The following is a 25,903-nucleotide window of genomic DNA, read 5'->3' as shown; positions in this document are numbered from 1 at the left end:
GCCGCCGTTTCAGCCGGCTCTGAGGGCCATCGTCATGGCCTCTACCGCCAGCAGGGGCGCCACATTGCGGTCGAGGGCGTCGCGGCAGGCGGCGATCGCCTCGATGCGACGGAGGGTGGCCTCCGGGGCACTGTCGCGGGCGAGGCGCTCCAGGGCATCCTCGGCGTCGGTGTTGGCGAGGGCGACGCGGGAGCCCAGCTGGAGGGCGAGGACATCGCGGTAGAAGGCGGTCAGGTCGGTCAGCGCGAGGTCGAGGCTGTCGCGCTGCGTGCGCGTGCGGCGCCGCTTCTGCTTGTCCTCCAGCTCCTTCATCACGCCCGCGGTGCCGCGCGGCATCCTGCCGCCCTGGGCCGCACCCAGCGCCGCCTTCAGCTCCTCGGTCTCCTTGACGTCGATCTCCTCGGCGAGCTGCTTGGCGTCCTCGGCGGCGGCGTCGACGAGTTCCTGGGCGGCCCGCAGACAGGCACCGACATCGCCGAGCCGGAGCGGCAGCTTGAGCACGGCTGCCCGGCGCTCGCGGGCGGCCGGGTCGGTGGCCAGACGGCGGGCCCGGTCGACGTGCCCCTGCGTGGCGCGGGCCGCCGCCGCCGCGACGTCGGGCTCGATGCCCTCCCGCCGTACGAGCATGTCGGCGACGGCGTCGACCGACGGCGTCCGCAGGTTCAGGTGGCGGCAGCGGGAGCGGATGGTGGGCAGGACGTCCTCGATGGAAGGGGCGCAGAGCAGCCAGACCGTACGAGGAGCGGGCTCCTCCACGGCCTTAAGCACCGCGTTGGCCGACTTCTCGTTCAGCCGCTCGGCGTCCTCGACGAGGATGATCTGCCAGCGGCCGTTCGCCGGCGAGGTGAACGACTTGCGGACGGTGTCCCGCATGTCGTCGGCGAGGATCTGGGTGCCCACGGCGGCGACGGTGGTGACGTCGGCGTGCGTACCGACGAGTGCCGTATGACATCCGTCGCAGAACCCGCATCCGGGGGCGCCGCCGAGCGCCCGGTCCGGGCTGACGCACTGCAACGCGGCGGCGAAGGCCCGGGCCGCCTGGTTCCGGCCTGCCCCGGGTGGTCCCGTGAACAGCCAGGCGTGGGTCATCTTCGACGCCTCGGGGGGCGGCGCGTCGGCGGCGGCAGCGGTGACGAGGGCATCGGCGTCCCGAGCGGCGGCGGCCAGCTGCTCACTGACCCGCTCCTGCCCCACCAGGTCGTCCCACACGGTCATGGGTCACGCCCGCCTTTCGTCGCGCTTCGCCTTGCGGGATCCATTGTGCGGGGCGGCACTGACAACGGGGGCCGGGTCCTCGGACGGCATGAGGTGGCGGACGGCTCCCGGGAGTCGTGCGGGTGCGGGGCGGTGGGGCGATCGCACAGCGCCGGGCCGGGTGAGGGCTGGTCGCGCGTGTGCCGAGCGGTGAGGGCGATCGCACAGCGCCGGGCCGGGTGAGGGCTGGTCGCGCGCGTGCCGACCGGTGAGGGCGATCGCACAGCGCCGGGCCGGGTGAGGGCTGGTCGCGCGCGTGCCGACCGGTGGGGCTGGTCGCGCAGCGCCGGGCCGGGTGAGGGCTGGTCGCGCGCGTGCCGACCGGTGGGGCTGGTCGCGCAGTTCCCCGCGCCCTCGGATGGGACCGGGCACGGCGTCGTAGCCGCACCCAGCACCGAGCGCACCGGGCGAGCGGCTCAGTCGAGCGGCGCCCGGGCGATGTCGGGCGAGCCGGCCGATCTCACGCCGCCCTCAGCACACCTAGCCGAGCAGCCGCCCCGAGCCCGCAGATCTCAGCACACCTCAGCCGAGCAGCCTCCCGAGCTCAGCGGCCTCAGCGCCGCCGGCCCCGTCCCCGGCCACCCTCGTCGCCGTACTCGTCCTCATGCGGCCCCAACAGCTCGTCCGCCAGCGTCGGGAGATCATCCAGCGGCGTCTCCTCGGCCCAGTCGGACCGAGCCCTGCGCCGAGGAGCCCCCTCCTCGTCGACCTGGGGCAGCTCGCGCGTGCGTTCCTCGTCGCGGAAGTAGCCGGGCGGAACCCGATGCCCGGGCTCGTCCCCCGAGACGGGAGGCAGTACGGCCGTCTCATCCGCCGCGCCCGGAGGAACCGGCGGGAGCACAGCCGTCTCGTCGGCCGCCCCCGGTGCCACGGGCGGAAGCACGGTGGTCTCGTCCGCCGCGCCCGGAGGAACCGGGGGCAGCACAGCCGTCTCGTCCGAGGCCCCCGAAGGCGTGGGCGGCTGCGGCAGCTTCGTTGTCACCTCGGAGTCGGACTCCCCGGAAGCACGGCCGCCAGAACCCCGCTCGCCGCCACGCTCCTCGTCACGCACCGGCCGCAGCACGGTCGTCTCGTCCGACGCCCCGCCGGGCACCTTCCCCGGCGTCACCACAGGCGTGGGCACCGTCGCCGCGTCCCCGAAGGCAGCCCCGGCCGCGGGCCCCGTCGTCTTCGGGCCCGCTTCCGCCGCGGCCGCCGCCTGCTCGGCCTGGCGGCGCGCCTCCTCGGCCCGCAGCAGAGCCTCTTCCGCCTTGCGCTGCTTCTCCAGGCGGAGTGCCTCCGCCTCGGCACGCAGCCGGGCCTCTTCCTCGGCCTGCTTGCGGCGCTGTTCTTCCTCGGCCTTGCGGCGCGCTTCTTCCTCGGCGCGCGCCTTCTCCTCCGCGAGGAGCCGCTGCCGTTCCTCCTCGGCGCGCCGAGCCGCTTCCTCGGCCCGCTGACGGGCCTCCTCCGCCTGCCGTTCGGCCTCGCGTCGCTGCGCCTCCTCCAGCTCGCGCCGCTTGCGCTCCTCCTCCTCGGCACGCAGCCGGGCGAGCTGCTCCTGACGCTCGCGCTCCAGGCGCTCCTCCTCGGCCTTGCGGGCGGCCTCTTCCTCGGCCTTGCGGCGGGCCTCCTCCTCGGCCTTCCGGCGCGCTTCCTCCTGCGCCTGGATCTCGGCCTCGGACAACGGCAGCATCTGGTCGAGGCGGTGCCGGATGACCGTCGTCACGGCTTCCGGTTCCTGGCCCGCGTCCACCACCAGGTACCGGCCGGGGTCGGCCGCGGCCAGCGTCAGGAACCCGGAGCGCACGCGCGCGTGGAACTCGGCCGGCTCGGACTCCAGCCGGTCCGGCGCCTCGGTGAACCGCTCGCGGGCGACCTCCGGAGCCACGTCCAGCAACACCGTCAGATGCGGCGCGAGCCCGTTCGTCGCCCAGCGGTTGATACGGGCGATCTCCGTCGGCGACAGGTCGCGACCCGCGCCCTGGTAGGCGACCGACGAGTCGACGTAGCGGTCCGAGATCACCACCGCGCCGCGCTCCAGCGCGGGCCGGACCACCGTGTCGACGTGCTCCGCGCGGTCCGCCGCGTACAGCAGGGCCTCCGCCCGGTGCGACAGCCCCGCGCTCGACACGTCCAGCAGGATCGACCGCAGCCGCTTGCCGACCGGCGTCGCCCCCGGCTCACGCGTGACGACGACCTCGTGGCCCTTGCCCCGGATCCACTCTGCGAGCGCCTCGGCCTGGGTGGACTTCCCGGCGCCGTCGCCGCCCTCCAGGGCGATGAAGAAGCCGGACGTCGCGGGCACCTGCTCGGGGTCGTCGCCGCCGAGCACCGCGTCCCGCAGGTCCTGCCGCAGCGGTACGCCGGAGCGGTCGTCGACCTTGGCCAGCACGAGCGCGGCCACCGGCAGCAGCAGCGCGCCGACCAGCATCAGCGTGAACGCGGCGCCGCCGTGCGCGAAGACGAACTTGCCGCTCTCCAGGCGGTGCGGCCCGATGAGCGCGGCCACCAAGGGCGCGATCACCGCGCCGAGCGCGACACAGACCCGTACGACCGCGTGCAGATGCTCCGTCGTGCGCGGCCGGCGGAATTCCTCGGCCTCCTGGTCGAGCAGGGTGTGGCCGGTGTTGGCGGACACGCCCGCGCCGATGCCGGCCAGCGCGACGATCAGCAGGACGCTGGTGACGTCCGGGACGAGTCCGGCGGCCAGCAGGGCGACGCCGGTGAAGGCGATCACCAGCGCCAGTAGCCGGCGCCGCGAAAGGGCGGGCAGCACGGAGGGCGCCGTACGGATGCCGACGACCACGCCGCCGGTCAGCGCCAGCACCAGCAGGCCGTACAGCACCGGCCCGCCGCCCAGGTCCTTGGCGTGCAGCACGGTCACGGCGACCGCGGCGGACACCGCCCCGGCGACCGCGGCGCAGGCGAGCACCAGCAGCGGAAGCGCGCCGGTACGGCCCTTGTCGACGCCCGAGCCGGTCTTGGGCCGGCGCAGCCCCTCGAGCGGCGACCGCGCGCGCGGGGTGCGCGCGTCGGGCAGCTCCAGGAAGGTCAGCACGGACAGGGACGCGGCGAACAGGCCGGCCGCGACATACGACCCGAGGGCCGCCTGGTGCTGCTCGAACCAGTCGAGCCCGGCACCGAGCAGGTTGTTGAGCAGAGCGGCGACGACCAGTGCGGCGGCGGCCAGCGGGATCGCCACGAAGCCCGTACGAAGCGACAGGCGGCGCAGGGCGTCCATGTGGTCCGGCAGCGGTCGCACCGTCGCGCCCTCGGGCGGCGGGGGCGGCAGCAGCGCGGGCGCCGCGCTCTCGCGGCACACCGTCCAGAAACGCTCGGCGACGCCGGTCACGAAGACGGTGACCAGGAGGAGGGCCAGCGCGTTGTCCGGCGTCCAGTCGATCCACAGGGGCGCGATGATCAGCAGGGCAACTCGCAGGCCGTCCGCGCCGACCATGGTCCAGCGCCGGTCGAGCGGGCCCTCCTGGGAGGTCAGCGACGTCAGGGGGCCGAGGAGTACGGCGCCGAAGAGCAGCGTCGCCAGGATGCGTACGCCGAAGACGGTCGCCACTGCGAACGCCACGCCCCGGTAGCCGCCGCCGAACGACCCCTCGGCGATCGCCGCCTGAAGGGCCAGCAGGACCAGCACCAGGAGCGCGAGGATGTCGCCGACACCGCCCACCAACTGCGCGCTCCACAGCCGCTTGAGCTGCGGTCGGCGCAGCAGGGCGCGGACGGCGCGCTCGCGGGAGTCCGCGGCCAGGGCGTCGTCGGGGACAGTGTCGTGGGCCGTTGGCTGCTCGGCACGGGTCATGCTTTCAGCCTATCGGGACCCACTGACAGCCCGACGCGCCCGTCCGAACGCGCGCACGACCCGACACCAAACTGATGCCGAGGCGTTCGTTTTGCGAACCGGAAGTGAAGAACCTGACCGTCAACCGGCCTCCGAGAGAGCCGGGTTGGCCCTCATGGAGACCGGTCGACCCCCGCGGAGGGGCGGTTGGGTGGTCCGACACCCAAGCCGTTCGAAACCTCAGTCGCCCGACACCTAAGCCGTCCGACACCTCAGTCGCCCGACACGTCAGCCGTCCGACACGTCAGCCGTCCGACACCTCAGTCGTCCGTCGCCGTCTTGGAAGCCGTCGCCTTCTTGGCGGCCGTCTTCTTCGCCGTCGTCTTCTTCGCGGCCGTCGTGGTCTTCTTCGCCGCGGTCTTCTTGGCAGCCGTCTTCTTGGCCGGGGCGGCCTTCTTGGCGGTCGTCTTCTTCGCGGTGGCCTTCTTCGCCGTCTTCTTGGCGGGTCCCTTCGCACGCTTCTCGGCGAGCAGTTCGAAGCCGCGCTCCGGGGTGATCGTCTCGACGCTGTCGCCGGAGCGCAGGGTCGCGTTGGTCTCCCCGTCGGTGACGTACGGCCCGAAGCGACCGTCCTTGACGACGACCGGCTTCTCGCTGACCGGGTCCGTGCCCAGCTCCTTCAGCGGCGGCTTGGCGGCCGCGCGGCCCCGCTGCTTGGGCTGGGCGTAGATCGCCAGCGCCTCTTCGAGGGTGATCGTGAAGAGCTGCTCCTCGGACTGCAGCGAGCGCGAGTCCGTGCCCTTCTTCAGGTACGGTCCGTAGCGGCCGTTCTGCGCGGTGATCTCCTGGCCCTCGGCATCCGTGCCGACGACTCGCGGCAGCGACATCAGCTTCAGCGCGTCGTCCAGCGTCACCGTGTCCAGCGACATCGACTTGAACAGCGAGGCCGTACGCGGCTTCACGGCGTTCTTGCCGGTCTTCGGGGTGCCCTCGGGCAGCACCTCGGTGACGTACGGGCCGTAGCGGCCCGCCTTGGCGACGATCTGATGGCCGGTGGCCGGGTCGGTGCCCAGCTCGAAGTCGCCACTGGGCTTGGCCAGCAGTTCCTCGGCCAGCTCGACGGACAGCTCGTCCGGCGCCAGGTCGGCCGGGATGTCGGCGCGCTGGTGCTGCTCGGTGTCCTTCTCGCCGCGCTCGATGTACGGGCCGTAGCGGCCGACCCGCACCACGATGTCGTTGCCCAGGGGGAACGACGACACCTCGCGCGCGTCGATCGCGCCCAGGTCGGTCACCAGTTCCTTGAGGCCACCGAGGTGGTCGCCGTCACCGTTGCCCGCGTCGGCCGCGTCACCGTTGCTGGTGCCCTCGCCGAAGTAGAACCGCTTCAGCCACGGCACGGCCTGCGCCTCGCCGCGTGCGATGCGGTCGAGGTCGTCCTCCATCTTGGCGGTGAAGTCGTAGTCGACGAGCCGCCCGAAGTGCTTCTCCAGGAGGTTGACCACGGCGAAGGACAGGAAGGACGGGACGAGCGCCGTGCCCTTCTTGAACACATAGCCGCGGTCGAGGATCGTGCCGATGATCGACGCGTACGTCGACGGGCGGCCGATCTCCCGCTCCTCGAGCTCCTTGACGAGCGACGCCTCGGTGTAACGGGCCGGGGGCTTGGTGGCGTGCCCGTCGACCGTGATCTCCTCGGCGCTGAGGTCGTCGCCCTCGGCGACCTGCGGCAGGCGGCGCTCGCGGTCGTCCAGCTCGGCGTTCGGGTCGTCGGCGCCCTCGACGTAGGCCTTCAGGAAGCCGTGGAAGGTGATCGTCTTGCCGGAGGCGCTGAACTCGACGTCCCGCCCGTCGGCCGCCGCGCCGCCGATCTTGACCGTGACCGAGTTACCGGTCGCGTCCTTCATCTGGGAGGCGACGGTCCGCTTCCAGATCAGCTCGTAGAGCTTGAACTGGTCGCCGGTCAGCCCCGTCTCGGCAGGCGTGCGGAAACGGTCGCCGGAGGGGCGGATCGCCTCGTGCGCCTCCTGCGCGTTCTTGACCTTGCCGGCGTAGGTACGCGGCTGGGGCGGCAGGTAGTCGGCACCGTAGAGATGCGTGACCTGGGCACGGGCTGCGGCGATGGCGGTGTCGCTCAGCGTCGTGGAGTCGGTACGCATGTACGTGATGTAGCCGTTCTCGTACAGCTTCTGCGCGATCTGCATCGTGGCCTTCGCGCCGAAGCCGAGCTTGCGGCTCGCCTCCTGCTGCAGCGTCGTCGTACGGAACGGGGCGTACGGCGAGCGGCGGTACGGCTTGGACTCGACGGATCGGACCGAGAACCGCGTGTTCTCCAGGGCGGCGGCGAGGGCGCGGGCGTTCGCCTCGTCGAGGTGGAGGGTGTTCGCGCTCTTGAGTTGTCCCAGGGAGTCGAAGTCGCGGCCCTGCGCGACCCGCCTGCCGTCGACGGTCTGCAGGCGGGCGACCAGCGACGACGGGTCCGACGGATCGCCCGCGCGGCCGGTCGCGAAGGTGCCCGTCAGGTCCCAGTACTCGGCAGAACGAAACGCGATGCGCTCGCGTTCCCGCTCCACGACAAGTCGCGTGGCGACGGACTGGACACGGCCCGCCGACAGGCGCGGCATGACCTTCTTCCACAGCACCGGCGAGACCTCGTAGCCGTAGAGGCGGTCGAGGATGCGGCGCGTCTCCTGGGCGTCGACGAGCTTCTGGTTGAGCTGGCGCGGGTTGGCCACGGCGGCCTGGATCGCGGCCTTGGTGATCTCGTGGAAGACCATCCGCTTGACCGGGACCTTCGGCTTGAGCACTTCCTGGAGGTGCCAGGCGATGGCCTCGCCCTCGCGGTCCTCATCGGTGGCGAGGTAGAGCTCGTCGGACTCCTTCAGCAGGTCCTTGAGCTTCTTGACCTGAGCCCTCTTGTCGGCGTTGACGACATAGATCGGCTCGAAGTCGTGCTCGACGTCCACGCCGAGCCGGCGGACCTCGCCGGTGTACTTCTCGGGCACCTCCGCGGCGCCGTTGGGGAGGTCGCGGATGTGCCCGACGCTCGCTTCGACTACGTAGCCGGGGCCCAGGTAGCCCTTGATCGTCTTCGCCTTGGCAGGCGACTCGACGATGACGAGTCGGCGGCCGCCCTGTGCGGTCTCGCTGGTCGGGGACAACTTCGCTCTTCTCTCCGGTCGACGCTGGGCCTCCCCAGGGTCGCTCAGTCCCGGGGTCGGGTGGTGGTGACGCTGCGGAGTGTGACGGTACATCCCGCCCCGTTGTCAAACGGGAAAAGCCCGCAACGGCCACTCGAACGGTAACCCGACTTCCGCCATTCCTGCCGCCCGGAGTGCCCACCGGCCTTTTCGAGCCTTTCCGGAAGTCGGCCTCCCAATTATCGGCCGCCCAGCTCATGGGCCGTTCTCAGAGCCGGGTGAAGCACCACGTTCCTAGGGTCAGCGCGATCACCGAGACAAGGCCGGCCAGCGTCGCCGATGCGACGGGGCTCACACCTTGAGCGACGGGCCGGCGCTGCCGCACCCGGACCGTCGTCCACACCAGCAGCCCGCTTCCGAACAGGGCGAACACCAGCCCAGCGAAGATCGCCGGTCCGCTCTCCATGGTTCCGCTTGCCCCTTTTCTCCCGTCCGCGAGTGCCCAGCCCGGCGAGGCTGACACGCGCGGACGGCGCACAGGCGAACCTCAGGTGAACGAGGGGCCGACGCCGCCGTGGACTCTCAGAGCCCCGCGGACGCAGCAGCCACCACAGCACCGCAGTCCCCGCCTGCCCCTCCCGCTGTCGCGGACCTCTGCGGCCTCAGATCTCACCGGGCGCGGGTATCTTTCCGGTCGTCTTCTTGTCGTCGGACCGGCTGACCGTGCACACGATCTTGTTGAAGCCCTGTTCCCAGTCCTCCTCGTCCGCGATCCAGCCATAGACGGTCCGCTCCGGACCAGGGGCCCAGATCGACTCGAATTTGTTGCCGCACAGCTTCGTCGCGTTGTCGGAGCCGTTCTTGTGACTCATTTCGCCGGGCGCCTGAACAGTGCCTATGACCTGGTCGGTGTGGGGTTCGGCGCAGTCGATCAACGGGGCGTTGTAACCGTCTCCCTCTTCCTCGTAGAGCCAGCAGTCACCGACGCTCATCTGCCCGACCCAGAGGTTGTCGCCGTCGTCGCGGAAACGGCCCACCTCGCCGCCTATCGAGGCATGCAGCCCGAGTACGAGACATGCCGTACCGCTGTTGGCCGCGCTGAACCCGTCCTTCGTCGGTACGACGGCGTAGCCGGCCGCGTCCGGCAGCGCGGCGGCGATCGCCCGACTCTGTTTCTCGCAGCGCCGCGCGCCCTCCGCGCGGGCATCGGCGAAGTCGGTGGCCGTGTCGACCGCCACGACCTGGCCGTCCGGCCAGTCGTCGTCGCAGTCCACGACACCGAGGTTCGGCACCGATTCGAACGGCGTCCCCGACCACACCGCCTGCACACAGTCCCCGGTCTCCAGCGGCTCGGTGAGCCCCACGACATCGCCGTACGGATACCCGGGCCCGGTCGGCGACGCCGACCCCTGCGACCCGCTCGCCGCGGGCGAACTCTTCGTCGCGGCACTCTTCTTGTCCCCGCCGTCACCGCTGGTCAGCGACACAGCAGCCCACGTCCCACCGACGAGCACGAGAACGACGCCGACGACGAGCGCGATGAGCACGGTGCGCTTCCCGGCGACGGCGGAGCCTTTCCCATCGCCGCCCACGCCCGGTCCGGCGACGGTGGGCGCACCGCTGCTCCAGGGGCCGCCGGGGCCACCAGGGGTGCCGATCGGGTATGGCGACGAGGTGGCGCCTCCTGGGTGGTGCGGCGCGGTCGGGCTTCCCGTGTGCGGGGGTGGAGCCGGGCTTGAGGCGTACGGCGGTGGCGTGGGCGCTCCCGCGTACGGCGGCGGTGTGGGACTTCCCGCGTACGGCGGCGGCATGTGGCTTCCCACGTGCGACGGCTGGGCGGCGCCTCCCGTATACGGCGTCGGCCCGCCGCTCCCGGGCTGGGGCTCCTGCGCACCGCCGTCCGCATACGTGGTGCCGGCGCCCTGCGCATAGGGGTTGCCGGGGGCGAAGTGCGGTGGTGGGGCAGGCTGTCGCCAGACTTCGTACGGCGCCGGTCCGGGCGTCTGACCACCGGGTCCGTCCACCGGAGTGTTCGGGGTCTGCGGGGTGTTCGGGGCGTGCGGGGCATTCGGAGTAAGGGCCGCACCCGGTGATTGCGGGGCCGTCGGAGTCAGGGCCGCACCCGTTGAATGCGGGGTACCGGACGCCGACCCGCCACCACCCGGCGTCCGCGGGCCACCCGGCGCCGGTCCGACACCACCCGGCGTCTGCGGAGCACCCGCCGCCGGCCCGAAGCCCCCCAGCGGCGGACCGAACTCTCCAGCCCCGGCGCCCACCCCGGACGCTCCACCCCACCCCGGCGCTACCCCGAGCCCTCCGCCCGCCGCCTCCGGCAAACCCGGCATCCCCGATGCCTCCCCCGCACCCGACCTGTACGGCATGCCCGGCATCCCCGGCGTCCCCGCCGCCCCCTGCACCACCCGCTCCAGCCCCCGTGCCACCACCTCCGGTGCCGACCGTCGCACCGGGTCCTTGACCAGCAACCCCTGCAGCACAGGCGCCAATTCGCCTGCCCTGACCGGTGGTGTCGGGTCCTCGCCGAGCAGGGCCGTCAGCGTCGCGAAGTCCCCGTAGCGGTCGAAGGGGCCGTGGCCCTCCACGGCGGCGTACAGCGTGGCGCCGAGGGAGAACAGGTCGGCGGCCGGCGTGGGCGGCTCGCCACGCGCGCGCTCCGGGGCGAGGTAGCCGGGTGTGCCGAGGATGCCCGCGGTGGCCGTGAGCCGGGGCTCGCGGGACTCGGGCTGGAGTGCGATGCCGTAGTCGGTGAGCAGCACGCGCGCGTAGGCGTCGCCCGAAGCATCCGGCGCCAGAAGGATGTTGGCCGGTTTCACATCCCTGTGGAGGATGCCGATCCGGTGCCCGGCGGTCAGCGCGTCGAGTACGGCGAGCCCGACGCGGGCCGCCTGAACGGGCGTCAGCGGTCCCGAACCGCGTACGACCGCCTGGAGATCCACCGCGTCGGGCACGTACTCCATGACGATCCACGGCAGCCCCTCGTGCACCAGCACGTCGTGCACCGTCGCCACATGCGGGTGCCCGCGCAACCGGGCCGCGTGCCGGGCCTCGCTGCGGGCCCGGGCGATCCTCTGCGAGGTCTCGCTCGCGTCCGTCGGCACGTCCGGGAGCGCGATCTCCTTCAGCGCGACGTCGCAGGCCAACTCCTCGTCGTACGCCAGCCACACGCGGCCCATGCCGCCCGCGCCGAGCGTCCGCCGCAGCCGGTACCGCCCGTTGATGACCCTGCCTTCGCCGTGCTCCGGCGTCTCCCCCGCCATCACGCCTCCCCCCGAGACCCGAGAGACTGCGCGCCTCCCCCGAGGACGCGTCGAGTCTGTCTCTCGAAGGTAGCTTCGCACCTGCCACTGACAGGAGCCCTTTCCGGGATCAATCCCACCAGACCGGGCACTCGCGCCCCGCACGTGCCCTTCCGCCCCAGCGGCTGGAGCCCATGAAGGACCGCGTCGCCCGGCGGGTCGCCACCTGGCCCCGAACCGGTGGGTCGCCACCGGTCCGCGCCACGTCCGGCGGCCCGCGGGAGCCGGGAGATTCAGAAGCCCGTCCAGAAGCGCATGCGGCGGGGCGCCGCCGCCCTCTCCCCCGACCACCTCGCCGTCGCCCCTGACCACCTCACGCGAGTGATCACCTCACGCGAGCGGACGGCCCACTTCTGGACCCCAGTGGTCATGTCAGGGCGCCGACCCGTCCGCCGGTTCCAGGAAGCCCTGCTCCACCAGGAGCCGGATCTGCGCGGGCGTACGGTCACGCAGCAACACCGGGTCCTCACCCATCAGTTGGGCGATCGCGTCCAGGATGCGGCCCGCGCTCAGCGAACCGTCGCACACGCCCGCGAAGCCCGCGCCGACCGTGTCCACCTGGGTGGCCCGGCGCATGCCGCGGTGCTGGCGCAGCACCACGTGCTCGGGGTCCTCGGCGCCGGGCAGCCCGACCTGCTCCTGGACGACCTCGGCGACGAGCCGGAAGTGGTCCTCCAGCAGGGCGGCGTCGTCGCGGGCGCGCAGGTAGTCGAGTCGCTCGAAGTGCGCCCGGACCGCGTCACCGAGCGGCTGTTCGATCGGATGCGGCCATTCCTCGACCGTGATCGAGGGAACGGCGCCCGACGTCTTCCGCAGGGTGATCCACCCGAACCCCACGGCCTTCACCTTGCGCGCCTCGAACTCGTCCAGCCACGCGTCGTACCGCGCCTGGTACTCGGCCGGGTCACCCCGGTGGTCACCGGCGTCCCGCAGCCACAGCTCGGCGTACTGAGTGACGTCCTGGACCTCGCGCTGCACGATCCACGCGTCACACCCGCGCGGCACCCACGACCGCAGCCGGTCCTGCCAGTCCTCCCCCTCCACGTGCTGCCAGTTGGCCAGGAACTGCGCGAACCCGCCCTCGTTCAGGCGATTGCCCGCACCTTGAACGATCGAGCGGCACAGATCGTCCCCGCCCATCCCGCCGTCGCGGTAGGTCAGCCGGGCACCCGGCGAGATCACGAAGGGCGGGTTCGACACGATCAGGTCGAACGTCTCGCCGTTCTGGAGCGGCTCGAAAAGCGAGCCCGCCCGCAGGTCCGCAGCCGGGGCGCCGGACAGCGCGAGCGTGAGCGCGGTGATGTGCAGCGCGCGCGGGTTGAGGTCGGTCGCCGTCACGCGCGTGGCGTGCTGTGCGGCGTGCAGCGCCTGGATGCCGGAGCCGGTGCCGAGGTCCAGGGCGGAGGCGACAGGCGTACGGACCGTGATGCCCGCGAGCGTCGTGGAGGCGCCGCCGACGCCGAGGACGACTCCCTCGTCCTTGCTGCCGATGCCGCCCGCTCCGCCGACCGCGCACCCCAGGTCGGACACGATGAACCAGTCCTCGCCCCCGGGCCCGCCGTACGGCCGTACGTCCACGGTCGCGGCCACGTCGTCACCGGAGTCCCCGCCGACGCGGACGAGCCATCCGCTCTCCAGGCAGGCGTCGACGGGCAGAACGCCCGCCACGCGCGCGTGGGGCACGGGCTGCTGCAAAAGGAACAGCCGTACGAGCGCCTCCAGCGGAGAGTCTCCGCGGGTTGCCCGGAGCGCGGGCACGGTCTCGCTCCGCGCGAGCGCCGCGTACGCGGGAGCGCCGAGCAGTTCGAGCAGCCCGTCGGCGGTGAAGGAGGCCCCGAGCAGGGCATCCCGCAGCCGGGCGGCTACATCGGGGCGATCGGAGGCGGGCAGCGCGGACAGACTGGAGTCACTCACGCCCTCATTGTGACCCGCGCGCGGCTCCGCCCGCCCCAGGAGGCCTCGGCCACCGGACCCGCGAGTCCTCGGCCGCCCGCCCCGTCAGACATCAGCTGTCGGTGGCCGACGCGGAAGCCGAAGCGGCCGCCTCCTTGCAGCCCTCCTGCTTGAGCAGCGCCTTCTTGGTGTCGCCGCCCGATTCCAGCTGCTTCAGAGCGTCGAGGGCGCTCTTGCGCTGACCCACCACGTCCCGCATCTCCTCGCCGACCTTGCGCAGCCCGGAGGCGAACTTCGCCTGGTCCTTCGTGTTGAGCTCGTCCGTCTGCTTCTTCAGCTCGGCGTAGCTCGTGGAGACCGCCGTGAGCTTCTTGATGGCGTCCTGCTGCTTCTTCGCGCCGTTCTCGACGCCCGGCGGCGGCCCGGCCTGCTGGAGAAGGGTCGCGCGGGCCTTGAAGCCTTCGGCGAGGTCCTGGAACGCCTGGGCGTCGACCTGCTGGAGCTCCTTGGGCGGGCTGTCCTTGGCCGCCTTCGTGATCGCGGCGTCGGCGGCCGCGATCTTGGCGTTCTGCGCGGGCGCCGTGTCGCATATCTTCTTGGCCCAGGCGTCCAGCTCCGGGTTGCCCTCGTCGCTCGTGCATCCCGTCAGTGCCAGTACCAGTACCGCACCGCCGGACAGTGCGGCCGCGAGCTTCTTGTTCACCGGTTTGGTCCCTTCCGTGGCTCTCGGCCCACGGACCCTACACGGCAGGCCGGAGAGGCCAGCGCGCCAAATATCCCTTCCATAGGCTTTTCCGACTCTTTGCACCATGTGAGAGAAGCGTCACGGCAAGGGCGTGAACCAGCACGAAGCGGGCGGGCGGCACGTCAACACGCGCCGCCCGCCCGCCCCTTGAACTGGGCCGTCGTAGGACCGCCTATGAAACCACCGCGGGATCGACCGGTTTGGCCACCCTGTCGGCGTTGCCTTCGTCACCCATCGCGATGCCGCGCCGCTTGGAGACGTAGACCGCGCCGACGATCACGAGGAGCGACAGCACGGCGATCGTGACCCGTACGCCGACGCTCTTGTCCTCGCCGTAGCTGAACTGGATGACCGCGGGCGCGATGAGCAGCGCGACCAGGTTCATCACCTTCAGCAGCGGGTTGATCGCGGGACCGGCGGTGTCCTTGAAGGGGTCGCCGACCGTGTCGCCGATCACCGTCGCGGCGTGGGCCTCGCTGCCCTTGCCGCCGTGGTGGCCGTCCTCGACGAGCTTCTTGGCGTTGTCCCAGGCGCCGCCGGAGTTGGCGAGGAACACCGCCATCAGCGTGCCGGCGCCGATCGCGCCCGCGAGGAAGGCACCGAGAGCGCCGACGCCGAGCGTGAAGCCGATGAAGATCGGCGCCATCACGGCGAGCAGACCGGGCGTCGCGAGCTCCCGGAGCGCGTCCTTGGTGCAGATGTCGACGACCTTGCCGTACTCGGGCTTCTCGCTGTAGTCCATGATCCCGGGCTTCTCGCGGAACTGCCGCCGCACCTCGTACACCACGGCACCCGCCGACCTCGACACGGCGTTGATGGCGAGCCCGGAGAAGAGGAAGACGACCGCCGCGCCCGCGATCAGGCCGACGAGGTTGTTGGGCTGCGAGATGTCCATCATCAGGCTCATCGGCGCGCCGTCGCCGCTGAGCTTCTCGCCCACGTCCCGCGCGCCGGTGGTGATGGCGTCGCGGTACGACCCGAAGAGCGCCGCCGCGGCCAGGACGGCGGTGGCGATGGCGATGCCCTTGGTGATGGCCTTGGTGGTGTTGCCGACCGCGTCCAGGTTGGTGAGCACCTGGGCGCCGGCGCCCTCGACGTCGCCGGACATCTCGGCGATGCCCTGCGCGTTGTCGGAGACCGGGCCGAAGGTGTCCATGGCGACGATCACGCCGACCGTGGTGAGCAGACCGGTGCCGGCCAGCGCCACCGCGAACAGCGCCAGCATGATCGACGTACCGCCGAGCAGGAAGGCTCCGTAGACGCCCAGGCCGATCAGCAGGGCGGTGTAGACGGCCGATTCGAGACCGACGGAGATACCGGCGAGGACGACGGTGGCCGGGCCGGTCAGCGACGTCTTGCCGATGTCCATCACCGGGCGGCGATTGGTCTCCGTGAAGTAGCCGGTGAGCTGCTGGATCACGGCGGCGAGCAGGATGCCGATCGCCACCGCGACGAGCGCGAGGATCCGCGGGTCGCCGTCCTTGGCCTTGATTGCCGCGTCGGTGACGCCGTCGAGGTCGGCGTACGACGACGGCAGGTAGACGAAGACGGCGATCGCGACCAGCACGAGCGAGATCACCGCGGAGATGAAGAACCCGCGGTTGATGGCCGTCATCCCGCTGCGGTCGGCCCGGCGGGGCGCCACCGCGAAGATGCCGATCATGGCCGTGATCACGCCGATCGCGGGCACGAGCAGCGGGAAGCCGAGCCCGGCGTCGCCGAACGCGGCCGAGCCGAGGATCAGCGCGGCGACGAGCGTCACGGCGTAGGACTCGAAGAGGTCGGCCGCCATTCCGGCGCAGTCTCCGACGTTGTCGCCCACGTTGTCGGCGATGGTCGCGGCATTGCGCGGGTCGTCCTCCGGAATGCCCTGTTCGACCTTGCCGACCAGGTCGGCGCCGACGTCGGCGGCCTTGGTGAAGATGCCGCCGCCGACACGCATGAACATTGCGATCAGCGCGGCGCCGAGGCCGAAGCCCTCGAGCACCTTCGGCGCGTCGGCCGCGTACACCAGCACCACACAGGAGGCGCCCAGCAGACCGAGCCCCACCGTGAACATGCCGACGACGCCGCCCGTACGGAAAGCGATCTTCATGGCTTTGTGTGAGACGGCGGTGAGATCCTTTTCCGGCTCTCCGGGCGCCGGGGTCGCTTCCCGTGCGGCTGCCGCGACGCGCACATTGCTGCGCACGGCCAGCCACATGCCGATATAACCGGTGGCCGCCGAGAACGCGGCACCGATCAAGAAGAACACCGATCGGCCGATGCGCTGATTCCAGTCGTCCGCGGGCAGCAGCATGAGCAGGAAGAACACGACGACGGCGAATACGCCGAGGGTTCGCAACTGCCGGGCCAGATAGGCGTTGGCGCCTTCCTGGACCGCTGCCGCGATCTTCTTCATGCTGTCGGTGCCCTCGCCCGCCGCGAGCACCTGGCGTACCAGTACGCCGGCGACCACGAGAGCGGCCAGCGCGACGACCCCGATGACCGTCACGATGATCCGGTTCTCGTCGGTCAGTACCGCGGCTGCGAGGGTTGTGGGGTGGTCAAGCTGATGAGGGGTAGAAAGCCCCGCCATTCGTCCTCCTTGACGCTTGGGCTGAGCTCAAGATGTGGACGGATTCTAGGTACCGGAACCTGATCAAAACAGATGGCGGTAAACGGAATTGGCCTTCACATGCCGTTCAGCAAATGATCGACGTCACGCCACAGAACCCGAAAGTGCTAATGCCCTAAAACCATTGACGCACACATGGCCACTTGATCGAATTATCGGCTCATTGATCGTGAATTACTTCACGAATTCCGCGGTACCTCGGCGAAAACTCGAAGGGGCCCTGCTGAGCAGGGCCCCTTCGGGATGAGTGTGGTTCGGCTGGGCCGTTCAGGGGAGCACCGCGGCCGGCGGTGTGGTCGGCCAGGTCATGCGAATCAGCCCACCGTGCTCCCCGGCGGATACCTCCACGTCGTCGACGAGGCCGCTGATGACCGCGAGGCCCATCTCGTCCTCCTCGGCATCCACCTCGCCGTCGCCGCCCGCGGCGCCGGATGCCCGCTCGCCGGGAGTGGAGCGCGGCGCCTCGTCGCCGACCTCGATGGAGAACTGTTTCTCCTCCTCGATCAGCGCCACCTTCACCGGCGCAGTGATGCCGACGCTCTGGTGCAGTCCGACGGCACGGGAGCAGGCCTCGCCGACGGCGAGCCTGACCTCGTCCAGGACGGCCTCGTCCACTCCGGCCCTGCGCGCCACCGCTGCCGCCACCAGTCGGGCGGTCCTGACGTGCTCGGGCAGCGCGCTGAAGCGGAGTTCAACGGTGGCCATGCATCCCCCTCCGAACTACGGGCGTGCTGTCCGGAGGACCGGGCCGCCGAAAGTGCCCGGTCCCCCTTCTCTTTCAACTTCTGCCGTGCCAAAACCCGCGCTGGGGCGGGCCCTGGTCCGGTGATCAGTCGGTCGCCGCCACCGCTTCCTCGACCGAGGTGTGGATCGGGAACACCTTGGTGAGGCCGGTGATGCGGAAGATCTTCAGAATGCGCTCCTGGTTGCAGACCAGGCGCAGGGAGCCCTCATGGGCGCGCACCCGCTTGAGGCCGCCGACCAGTACGCCGAGCCCGGTGGAGTCGAGGAAGTCCACGCCCTCCATGTCGACGACGAGGTGGAAACTCCCGTCGTTCACCAGCTCGACCAGCTGCTCGCGCAACTTGGGCGCGGTATATACGTCGATTTCGCCACCGACCTCGACGACCGTACGATCGCCGACGGTACGGGTCGACAGGGACAGGTCCACGGATCCTCCAGCACCTTGCTATCGAGCGGTCGCCCCTCGGGACACCTCGGCTTGCAGCCCCCAGGACGGTTCGCCAGCCGCGATGGCATTCAATCACTTACCGGCAGGCGTGCACGACGCCTTGGTCCCATTGTCCGTCACGCCAGTGACACACTCGGTGCCGATGGCCAAGAATCACCGATCCGATCGATCCCCGACGGGCCCCGTTTCCCGGGTGGACCCGGCCACGGTGCTGGGCCGACTCGCCTCGGGGCCGAGCCGGGCTTCGCGCATCACTCATACGGAGCATGTGCCCCCGCGCGAGGGTCGCCATGCCGTCTGGCCGGACCGGATCCGCGCGGAGGTCATCGCCGCGGTGCAGACCGCGGGAATCGAACATCCCTGGGCCCACCAGGCACGAGCCGCCGAGCACGCCCTGGACGGCGACTCGGTCGTCGTCGCCACGGGCACCGCGTCCGGCAAGTCCCTGGCCTACCTCGTGCCGGTCCTCTCGACGCTCCTGGACGGCTCCGAGGCCCCGAACGGCCGCGGCGCGACCGCGCTCTACCTGGCCCCGACCAAAGCCCTTGCGGCGGATCAGTGCCGCTCGGTGAAGGAACTTTCACATCCGCTGGGCAATTCCGTGCGACCCGCCGTGTACGACGGCGATACTCCGTTCGAGGAACGCGAGTGGATCCGCCAGTACGCCAACTACGTCCTCACCAACCCCGACATGCTGCATCGCGGCATACTCCCGTCCCACCCCCGCTGGTCCTCCTTCCTGAAGGCGCTGAAGTACGTCGTCATCGACGAGTGCCACACCTACCGCGGCGTCTTCGGCTCCCACGTCGCCCAGGTCCTGCGCCGGCTGCGCCGTCTGTGTGCCCGCTACGGGGCCTCTCCCGTCTTCCTGCTGGCCTCCGCGACCGCCGCCGAGCCCGCGGTGGCCGCCGGCCGCCTCACCGGGCTCCCGGTGGTGGAGGTCGCCGACGACGCCTCCCCGCGCGGTGAGCTGGTCTTCGCCCTCTGGGAGCCCCCGCTCACCGAGCTCCAGGGCGAGAAGGGCGCCCCCGTCCGCCGTACCGCCACCGCCGAGACGGCCGACCTCCTGACCGACCTCGCAGTCCAGGGCGTCCGCTCGGTCGCCTTCGTCCGCTCCCGGCGCGGCGCCGAACTGATCTCGGTCATCGCCCAGGAACGCCTCGCCGAGGTCGACCGCTCCCTCGCCCGGCGTGTCGCGGCCTACCGCGGCGGCTACCTCCCCGAGGAGCGCCGCGCCCTCGAACAGGCCCTGCACTCCGGCGAGCTCCTCGGCCTCGCCGCCACCACCGCCCTGGAACTCGGCATCGACGTCTCCGGCCTGGACGCCGTACTGATCTCCGGCTACCCGGGCACACGCGCCTCCCTGTGGCAGCAGGCGGGCCGGGCCGGCCGCTCCGGGCAGGGGGCACTGGCCGTCCTGGTCGCCCGCGACGACCCGCTGGACACCTACCTCGTCCATCACCCCGAGGCCCTGTTCGACCGTCCGGTGGAATCGACGGTCCTCGACCCCGACAACCCGTACGTCCTCGCCGCGCACCTGTGCGCCGCGGCCGCGGAAATCCCGCTCACCGACGAGGACTTGGCGCTCTTCGGCCCGGAGACGGAGGCGCTGCTGCCGCAACTGGAGGCCGCGAAGCTGCTGCGCCGCCGTACGAAGGCGTGGCACTGGACACGCCGCGAACGGGCCGCCGACCTGACCGACATCCGCGGCGAGGGCGGCCGGCCGGTCCAGATCGTCGAGGCCGGGACGGGCCGGCTGCTCGGCACGGTCGACGCGGGCGCCGCGCACAGCACCGTGCACGAGGGCGCGGTCCACCTGCACCAGGGCCGCACCTATCTCGTCCGCTCCCTCGACTTGGACGACTCGGTCGCCCTGGTCGAGGAGGCCGCCCCGCCGTATTCGACGGTCGCCCGCGACACGACGGCGATCTCCGTCCTGGAGACGGACGTCGAGGTCCCATGGGGCGACGGCCGCCTGTGCTACGGCTCCGTCGAGGTCACCAACCAAGTGGTCTCCTTCCTGCGCCGCCGGCTCATCACCGGCGAAGTACTGGGCGAGACGAAACTCGACCTCCCTCCTCGTACGCTGCGCACACGCGCGGTCTGGTGGACGGTCACCGAGGACCAGTTGGACGAGGCCCGGATCAACCCCGAGATCCTCGGCGGCGCCCTGCACGCCGCGGAACACGCCTCCATCGGCCTGCTCCCCCTCTTCGCGACCTGCGACCGCTGGGACATCGGCGGAGTCTCGATCCCACTGCACCCCGACACGCTCCTGCCCACGGTCTTCGTCTACGACGGCCACCCCGGCGGCGCGGGCTTCGCCGAGCGCGCCTTCCACACGGCCCGCTCCTGGCTCACCGCCACCCGCCAGGCCATCGCCTCCTGCGAGTGCGACGCCGGCTGTCCGTCCTGCATCCAGTCCCCCAAGTGCGGCAACGGCAACGATCCGCTGCACAAGAGGGGGGCCGTGCGTCTGCTGACGGTGCTGTTGCGGGGGGCGCCGGAGGAGAAGGCGGGGGATGGGGCGGGTTTGCAGGAGGGCGGGCCGGGTGTGCATGGAGGCGGGCCGGCTGTGCATGGAGGCGGGCCAGGTCTGCAGGCGGACGGGCGGGGTGTACAGGCGGATGGCCCGGGGCTGCGGGGAGACAGCCCCAGTGCGCAGGAGGGCGGCCTGGGGCTGCAGGACAGCCCTGGTGCACAGGAGGGCGGCCCGGGTCTGCGGGGAGACAGCTCTGGTGCCCAGGGGGACAGCCCTGGTGCGCAGGGAGTGCCGGTTGCGGGCGGAGATGGGGATGATGCCTCGGACGGGGAACGCGGTACCCCGGCTGAAGGCGGGGTCGACCCGGCTGCGGAGTCGTTCAGAGGGCCGGCGTCGGACGGTCCGTCCTCGCGGGGACGGGCGGCTCAGGCTCCGTCGGCAGAGGCTGGTCCGCAGGTCCCGCCCGCGCCCTGACCTCCGCGGCGAACGGCCCGTGGCCCGACGCCGCCGTCACGTCGGAGACCTCGCCCTCCACCTCACAGCGCACGAGCCGCACGCCTTGCGCCCGAGCCACCCGCTCGGCACGAGCGCAGGCCGCGGTACCGCCCTCCGCCCAGTGGTCGGCCGCCGCGAGCGCCGCCAGATCCGCGCCGCCCGCCGCCTTGTGCCGGGTCACGATGGCTTGCCCCAGGGCGAGTACGACGCCGAAGACGACACAGAGCACGGCGATGGCGCCGACACTCCAGACGGTGGCGGAGCCGCGGTCGGAGCGCAGATCGACGGCGCGCTTCAGTTTCCGGGCGGTGGGCGGGGTGAGGGCGGACTCCCGGCGCGTATGCCGACCGGTAGCGGACCCGGCAGCCGCGTGGCTGCCGGCGACGTACCCACCTTCCGCGTGCCGGTCGGTGACGGATCCACCATCCGCGTGCCGGTCGGCGACGGATCCACCATCCGCGTGCCGGTCGGCAACGGGCCTTCGGCCGGAACGCCAGCTGGTAACGAGCCTCTGGACAGACCCACGGCCCGATACGCAGCCCCCTTTCATGTCCCCACTCCCACCATCTCCTCCGCCGACGCCACGGCCTCCTCCCGCACCTCGAAGGGGAGCCCGCGCAACAGTGGCGGCTTGGCCACCACGACCACGCGGATCTCGTTACCCTCCCGGCCGATCGTGACCGTCGCGCCGCGCGGTGCCGCCTCGCGCGTCACCTCGATGACCGCTTCGGCCGGATCCTGCCGGGCTGCCGCGCGGGCGCCCGTCCGGGCCGCGTCCACGCACTGGATCTGCGCGGCCACCACCAGCAGCCCCCACACCAACGCCATCGCGAACATCACCAGCACGGGCAGCACGACAGCCGACTCCGCCGTCACGAACCCCCGGTCCGACGCCCAGCCCACCGCCCGATCCGGCCCTCGGCCAGCCCCCCGGTCCCGCGCCCGCTCCTCAGCCGGGTGTTTCCCCTGCCCGTGAGCCGAGTGCCTTCCGCGCTCGCGAGCCGGGTCCTTTCCGGGCTCGTGAGCCCCGTCCTGTTCCCGCTCGCTCTCCCGCTCACATCCGTGCATCGAGCGCTCGCTTCACGATGGCCTGCAGCTCCTCGCTGACCTGCCCGCTCGTCACGACCTTGTAGAGCACCACGGCGAACGCCACCGCCGCGACGATCCCCATCGCGTACTCGGAGGTGACCATCCCCGCGTCCCTCCGGGCCCCACGCACTGTGCGCATCCTGCACACCAGACCGCGCATCAGCGCCCGTACCGTCTTGCACATCTCAACCCCCGTAAGACTCAGTTCTGTTGAAACCATCTACCGAACGTCATTTGTCGAACTACTGACCGACCACGGCTGTACGTCCTGTGCGGAGTGCCGAACTCCCAATCGCCGAACCGCGCGCACCGAACCGCGCGCACCGAACCGCGCGCACCGAGCACCGAGCACCGAGCGCCGAGCTCAGAACTGCGGCCCCGGGGCCTGGCGAACCCGAACCCCGTCCACTCCCCGCAGCCGTCACCGCTCCTCACCCCGTCATCCCCCACCCCCTCCCAGCACCGCACCCGCAAGCCCGATCACCACCGGCGCGACGCCGACCGCGATGAACGCGGGCAGGAAGCACAGCCCCACCGGCGCGGAGACCATCACGGCCGCCCGCCTGGCCCGTTCCGTCGCGGTGCGCGCCGCCTCGGCGCGTGCCTCCGCGGCGAGTCGCGCGACCGGTCCGGCCGCCGGCAGACCCGATGAGTCGGCCCGTTCCAGCAGCCGCGCCAGCGCGCCCGCCCTCGGCAGCGAGGCCAGTCGCTGCCACGCCTCGCCCGGTTCCCCGCCGAGCCGCACCTCCGCGGCGCCCCGTGCCAGCCCGTCCCCGACGGGGCCGCCCAAGGCCTCGCCCACGGCCTGCGCCGCGATCACCGGACCGGCTCCGGCCGCGACGCAGGCCGCCAACAGATCAGCGGCGAGCGGGAGCTGCCGAGCCACCTCAACGGCGTCCAGTTCCTCCTCGGCGCCGACGGCTCCCTGCCGACGCCGCCACAGCCACAACCCGCCTGCGACGGCCAGCCCCACCACGGCCCCGGCGACACCACCGACCAGAACCCACCCGGCGCCCACGACCGCCGCCATGGGAAGCCCTTGCCGCACGCCCTGCCGGACGTCGAGCCGTCGGCGTCTCGACGTGACGTCGGTGGCCTTCACCAACCCGGCCAGCCGACGCCGGACCCTCCGTTCGCGCCGCACCGCCACGGGCCACCCCAACAGCCACCCGACGACCACCGCTGTCCCCACGGCCACCCCCAGCCTGTGGAAAAGTTCCGCACTCACACCATCACCTCCCTCTCACGCCCCGCCCCTCGGACCCCAAGCCCCGCAGGACCCAAGCCCGCACGCCCCCGAATCCCCGCGCGTCCCGACCCCTCACGACTCCTCACCCCGCCTCCGCCCGCCGCACGATCCGCAGCGCCCACCACATCCCCAGCCCTTCCAACACCCCGCCGACCACCAAGCAGCCAAGCCCCGCCCCCGTATGCAGCAGCACATGCAGCGGGTCGGCCCCCATGGCGGCACCCAGCAGCAGCCCCAGGACCGGCAACCCGGCGAGCATGACCACCGTCGACCGAGCCCCCGCCAACTGGGCACGCAGGTCGGCGCGTTGGTCCCGTTGGGCCCGCAGTGCTCCTTCCAGCCGTTCGAGTCCGGCCGCGAGCCCGGCGCCCTGATCCACGGCCACCCGCCAGCACGCCGCCAGCCCCAACAAGCCCTCGGCGCCCGACTGCCGTGACCCGGAGGCGAGCGCGCCCGGCACATCCCCACCGAACCGCGCCGCAGCCAGCACCGCGGCCTGTGCTTCCCCTAGCCCACCGGAGTCCCGTGCCGCCCGCAGCAACGCCTCTCCCGGCTGCCGCCCGGCCCGCACCTCCCCGGCGAGCGACCCGCACAGCGTGATCACGGCGTCCGCCCGACGCTCCCGTTCCCGCCGCGCCTCCCGGGCCAACCGCACCCTCCTCAGCAACGGCACCCCGGCCGCCCCCGCGACGACCGGCAGCACCGACGACCCGAGCACGCCCAGCACGAGCCCGAGAGCCGGCGCCCACCACTCGACCCGTAACCGTCCTCGCAGCCGTCGCAGCTCCCCGGCCATGTGCCGCCAGTCGGGAGGCCCGGCTCCCACCACGCCACCTCCCGCGAGCAGCAACTGCGCCCGCCGCGCCCCGGAGTTCCGCCCGCCCAGCATCCAGACCGCGGCCCCGATACAGACGACGGCCGCGCCCAGCGACATCTCACCCATTCAGCTCACCGGCCCCTGCACGATCCGCGCGTCCCGCCACGTCGCCCGCACCGTCACCGCTGTCACCGCTCTCACCCCTGTCACCGCCGTCATCCCGAAGCAGCCCTCCCTCATCCCGAAGCAGCCCTCTCTCACCCCGAACCAGTCCTCTCTCACCCCGAAGCCGCCCCTTCTCACCCCGAAGCAGCCCCCGCAGCCGCTCCCAGCCCCGCTCGTGCGCGAACCCCTCCGCGCGCCACCGCAGCGCCGGCACGGTCCGCACCAGCCCCGACGCGTCCCGCTCCAGCACATGGACCTCGGCGATCCGCCGCCGCCCCGTCCGATCACGCACGAGGTGGAGTACGACCGACAGCGCGGCCGCCAACTGGCTGTGCAGCGCGGCCCGGTCGAGTCCGGCCGCCGTGCCGAGCGCCTCCAGGCGGGCCGGCACATCGGACGCCGCGTTCGCGTGGACGGTCCCGCAACCGCCCTCGTGGCCGGTGTTCAGCGCCGCCAGCAGATGGACCACTTCGGGCCCACGCACCTCGCCCACGACCAGCCTGTCCGGCCGCATCCGCAGCGCCTGCCGCACCAGGTCCTCGAGGGTGACGAGCCCGGCGCCCTCCTGGTTGGCGGGTCTGCTCTCCAGCCGTACGACATGCGGATGGTCCGGCCCGAGCTCCGCCGAGTCCTCCGCCAGCACGATCCGCTCGCCCGGCCCGACCAGTCCGAGCAGCGCGCTCAGCAAGGTCGTCTTGCCGCTGCCGGTCCCACCGCTGACCACGAAGGACAGCCGCGCGTCGACCAGCGCCCGCAGCACTCGATCCCCGCCCGGCGGCACCGTGCCCGCCGCGACCAGCTCGTCGAGCGTGAACGCCCGGGGCCGTACGACCCGCAGCGACAGGCAGGCGCAGCCGACGGCGACCGGTGGCAGCACCGCGTGCAGCCGGGTCCCGTCGGGCAGCCGGGCGTCCACCCAGGGCCGGGCGTCGTCCAGCCGACGCCCGGCCACGGCGGCGAGGCGTTGGGCCAGACGCCGTACGGCTGCCGCGTCCGGGAAGGACACGGAGGTCAGCTCCAGGCCGCCGCCCCGGTCCACCCAGACCCGGTCCGGCGCCGACACCAGCACATCCGTCACGGACGGATCGGCGAGCAGCGGCTCCAGCGGCCCACTGCCGACCAGCTCGGACCGCAACTGCTCGGCCGCCCCGAGGACTTCGGCGTCCCCCAGCACCCTGCCCTGCTCCCGCAGGGCCTGCGCCACGCGCGCGGGCGTCGGCTCGGCCCCGCTCTCGACCAGCCACTGCCGCACGCCGTCGAGCAACCCCGCCGACATGTCCGTCCCTGCCGCCGTCGCGCCCGATGCCCACCGAGCGGCCGACAGCCCCGCCCTGTCGGCCGCATCCCACCGCACGGCCGGCGAACCATCCCGAGCCGCCGACTCCCGCCGCGCAGGTGCCGTACTCACCGCGCGGCCGGACTCCGACCCCGCCGTGGCCGTCCTGCCCGTGCCGCCGAAGTCCCGCCCCGCACCGGCCGTGCGTTCCGGCAACCGCCGAACCAAGGCGTCACTCGCCGCGCCGCCCACCGCCCACCGCGGCGTGGCCCTGTGCCGCCTGCCCGTCACCGTCTCCGTCCCGCCCGTCAGCGACCTGCCCACCACGGCCTCGTCCGACCGCCACCGCTCAGGAGCCGCGCGCAGAGACCCGACCGCGCTGCCGCTCACCCACTCGAGCCCCGAC

Annotated in this window: 17 protein-coding genes; 1 reads left to right on the top strand and 16 read right to left on the bottom strand. The window is 72.2% G+C overall.

The window, feature by feature from the left end:
* Window positions 1–9: 9 nt before the first annotated feature.
* From ACIBAG_RS13545 to bldG, 10 genes are all read right to left on the bottom strand, one after another.
* Window positions 10–1,215 (bottom strand): DNA polymerase III subunit delta', encoded by a 1,206-nt coding sequence (locus ACIBAG_RS13545; RefSeq protein WP_399104378.1) that lies wholly within the window; start codon window positions 1,213–1,215, stop codon window positions 10–12.
* Between the two features lie 592 nt (window positions 1,216–1,807).
* Window positions 1,808–5,047, bottom strand: a complete 3,240-nt coding sequence (tmk, locus tag ACIBAG_RS13540; protein ID WP_399104376.1) for a dTMP kinase — start codon at window positions 5,045–5,047, stop codon at window positions 1,808–1,810.
* Between the two features lie 299 nt (window positions 5,048–5,346).
* Complete coding sequence (topA, locus tag ACIBAG_RS13535) at window positions 5,347–8,184, bottom strand: type I DNA topoisomerase (protein ID WP_399104374.1); 2,838 nt, start codon at window positions 8,182–8,184, stop codon at window positions 5,347–5,349.
* A gap of 247 nt (window positions 8,185–8,431) precedes the next feature.
* Complete coding sequence (locus ACIBAG_RS13530) at window positions 8,432–8,629, bottom strand: hypothetical protein (protein ID WP_399104372.1); 198 nt, start codon at window positions 8,627–8,629, stop codon at window positions 8,432–8,434.
* Between the two features lie 196 nt (window positions 8,630–8,825).
* Window positions 8,826–11,438 (bottom strand): protein kinase, encoded by a 2,613-nt coding sequence (locus ACIBAG_RS13525; protein ID WP_399104370.1) that lies wholly within the window; start codon window positions 11,436–11,438, stop codon window positions 8,826–8,828.
* Between the two features lie 411 nt (window positions 11,439–11,849).
* Window positions 11,850–13,391: a methyltransferase gene (locus ACIBAG_RS13520; RefSeq protein WP_399104367.1), complete on the bottom strand. Its 1,542-nt coding sequence runs from the start codon at window positions 13,389–13,391 to the stop codon at window positions 11,850–11,852.
* 91 nt (window positions 13,392–13,482) lie between these two features.
* Complete coding sequence (locus tag ACIBAG_RS13515; protein WP_399104365.1) at window positions 13,483–14,073, bottom strand: small secreted protein; 591 nt, start codon at window positions 14,071–14,073, stop codon at window positions 13,483–13,485.
* A 214-nt stretch (window positions 14,074–14,287) separates the two neighbouring features.
* Window positions 14,288–16,693, bottom strand: a complete 2,406-nt coding sequence (locus tag ACIBAG_RS13510; protein WP_399104363.1) for a sodium-translocating pyrophosphatase — start codon at window positions 16,691–16,693, stop codon at window positions 14,288–14,290.
* Between the two features lie 306 nt (window positions 16,694–16,999).
* Window positions 17,000–17,437, bottom strand: coding sequence for an ATP-binding protein (locus ACIBAG_RS13505; protein WP_399104361.1), 438 nt, complete (start codon window positions 17,435–17,437; stop codon window positions 17,000–17,002).
* Between the two features lie 124 nt (window positions 17,438–17,561).
* Window positions 17,562–17,903, bottom strand: a complete 342-nt coding sequence (gene bldG, locus ACIBAG_RS13500; protein WP_003975386.1) for an anti-sigma factor antagonist BldG — start codon at window positions 17,901–17,903, stop codon at window positions 17,562–17,564.
* 163 nt (window positions 17,904–18,066) lie between these two features.
* Between bldG and ACIBAG_RS13495 the strand changes: the two genes are divergently transcribed.
* Entirely contained in the window at window positions 18,067–20,880 is a 2,814-nt protein-coding gene (locus ACIBAG_RS13495; protein ID WP_399104358.1) for a DEAD/DEAH box helicase, read from the top strand.
* On the opposite strand, the gene ACIBAG_RS13490 is transcribed toward ACIBAG_RS13495, so the two are convergent.
* The 6 genes from ACIBAG_RS13490 to ACIBAG_RS13465 all read right to left on the bottom strand — a co-directional run bounded on the left by ACIBAG_RS13490 (window position 20,786) and on the right by ACIBAG_RS13465 (window position 25,497).
* Window positions 20,786–21,451 (bottom strand): Rv3654c family TadE-like protein, encoded by a 666-nt coding sequence (locus ACIBAG_RS13490; protein ID WP_399104356.1) that lies wholly within the window; start codon window positions 21,449–21,451, stop codon window positions 20,786–20,788. The genes ACIBAG_RS13495 and ACIBAG_RS13490 overlap by 95 nt on opposite strands.
* Window positions 21,448–21,804 carry a TadE family type IV pilus minor pilin gene (locus ACIBAG_RS13485; protein ID WP_399104354.1) on the bottom strand — a complete coding sequence of 119 codons (357 nt, stop codon included), beginning with the start codon at window positions 21,802–21,804 and terminating at the stop codon, window positions 21,448–21,450. Before ACIBAG_RS13485 ends, ACIBAG_RS13490 begins: the two co-directional genes overlap by 4 nt.
* Window positions 21,805–21,955: 151 nt before the next feature.
* Window positions 21,956–22,174: a DUF4244 domain-containing protein gene (locus tag ACIBAG_RS13480; RefSeq protein WP_399104352.1), complete on the bottom strand. Its 219-nt coding sequence runs from the start codon at window positions 22,172–22,174 to the stop codon at window positions 21,956–21,958.
* Window positions 22,175–22,429: 255 nt separating this feature from the next.
* The gene (locus ACIBAG_RS13475) at window positions 22,430–23,218 is read right to left on the bottom strand and encodes a type II secretion system F family protein (protein ID WP_399104350.1); all 789 of its coding nucleotides are present in this window, start codon (window positions 23,216–23,218) and stop codon (window positions 22,430–22,432) included.
* Between the two features lie 103 nt (window positions 23,219–23,321).
* Entirely contained in the window at window positions 23,322–24,182 is an 861-nt protein-coding gene (locus ACIBAG_RS13470) for a type II secretion system F family protein (RefSeq protein WP_399104348.1), read from the bottom strand.
* Complete coding sequence (locus ACIBAG_RS13465) at window positions 24,175–25,497, bottom strand: TadA family conjugal transfer-associated ATPase (protein WP_399104529.1); 1,323 nt, start codon at window positions 25,495–25,497, stop codon at window positions 24,175–24,177. Before ACIBAG_RS13465 ends, ACIBAG_RS13470 begins: the two co-directional genes overlap by 8 nt.
* Window positions 25,498–25,903: the final 406 nt, after the last annotated feature.

Origin of the sequence: Streptomyces sp. NPDC051243 (assembly GCF_044455405.1) — a bacterium.
Taxonomy (GTDB): Bacteria; Actinomycetota; Actinomycetes; order Streptomycetales; family Streptomycetaceae; genus Streptomyces.
Note: the sequence above shows the minus strand (reverse complement) of the source record. Positions and strands in the feature narration are given on the sequence as shown.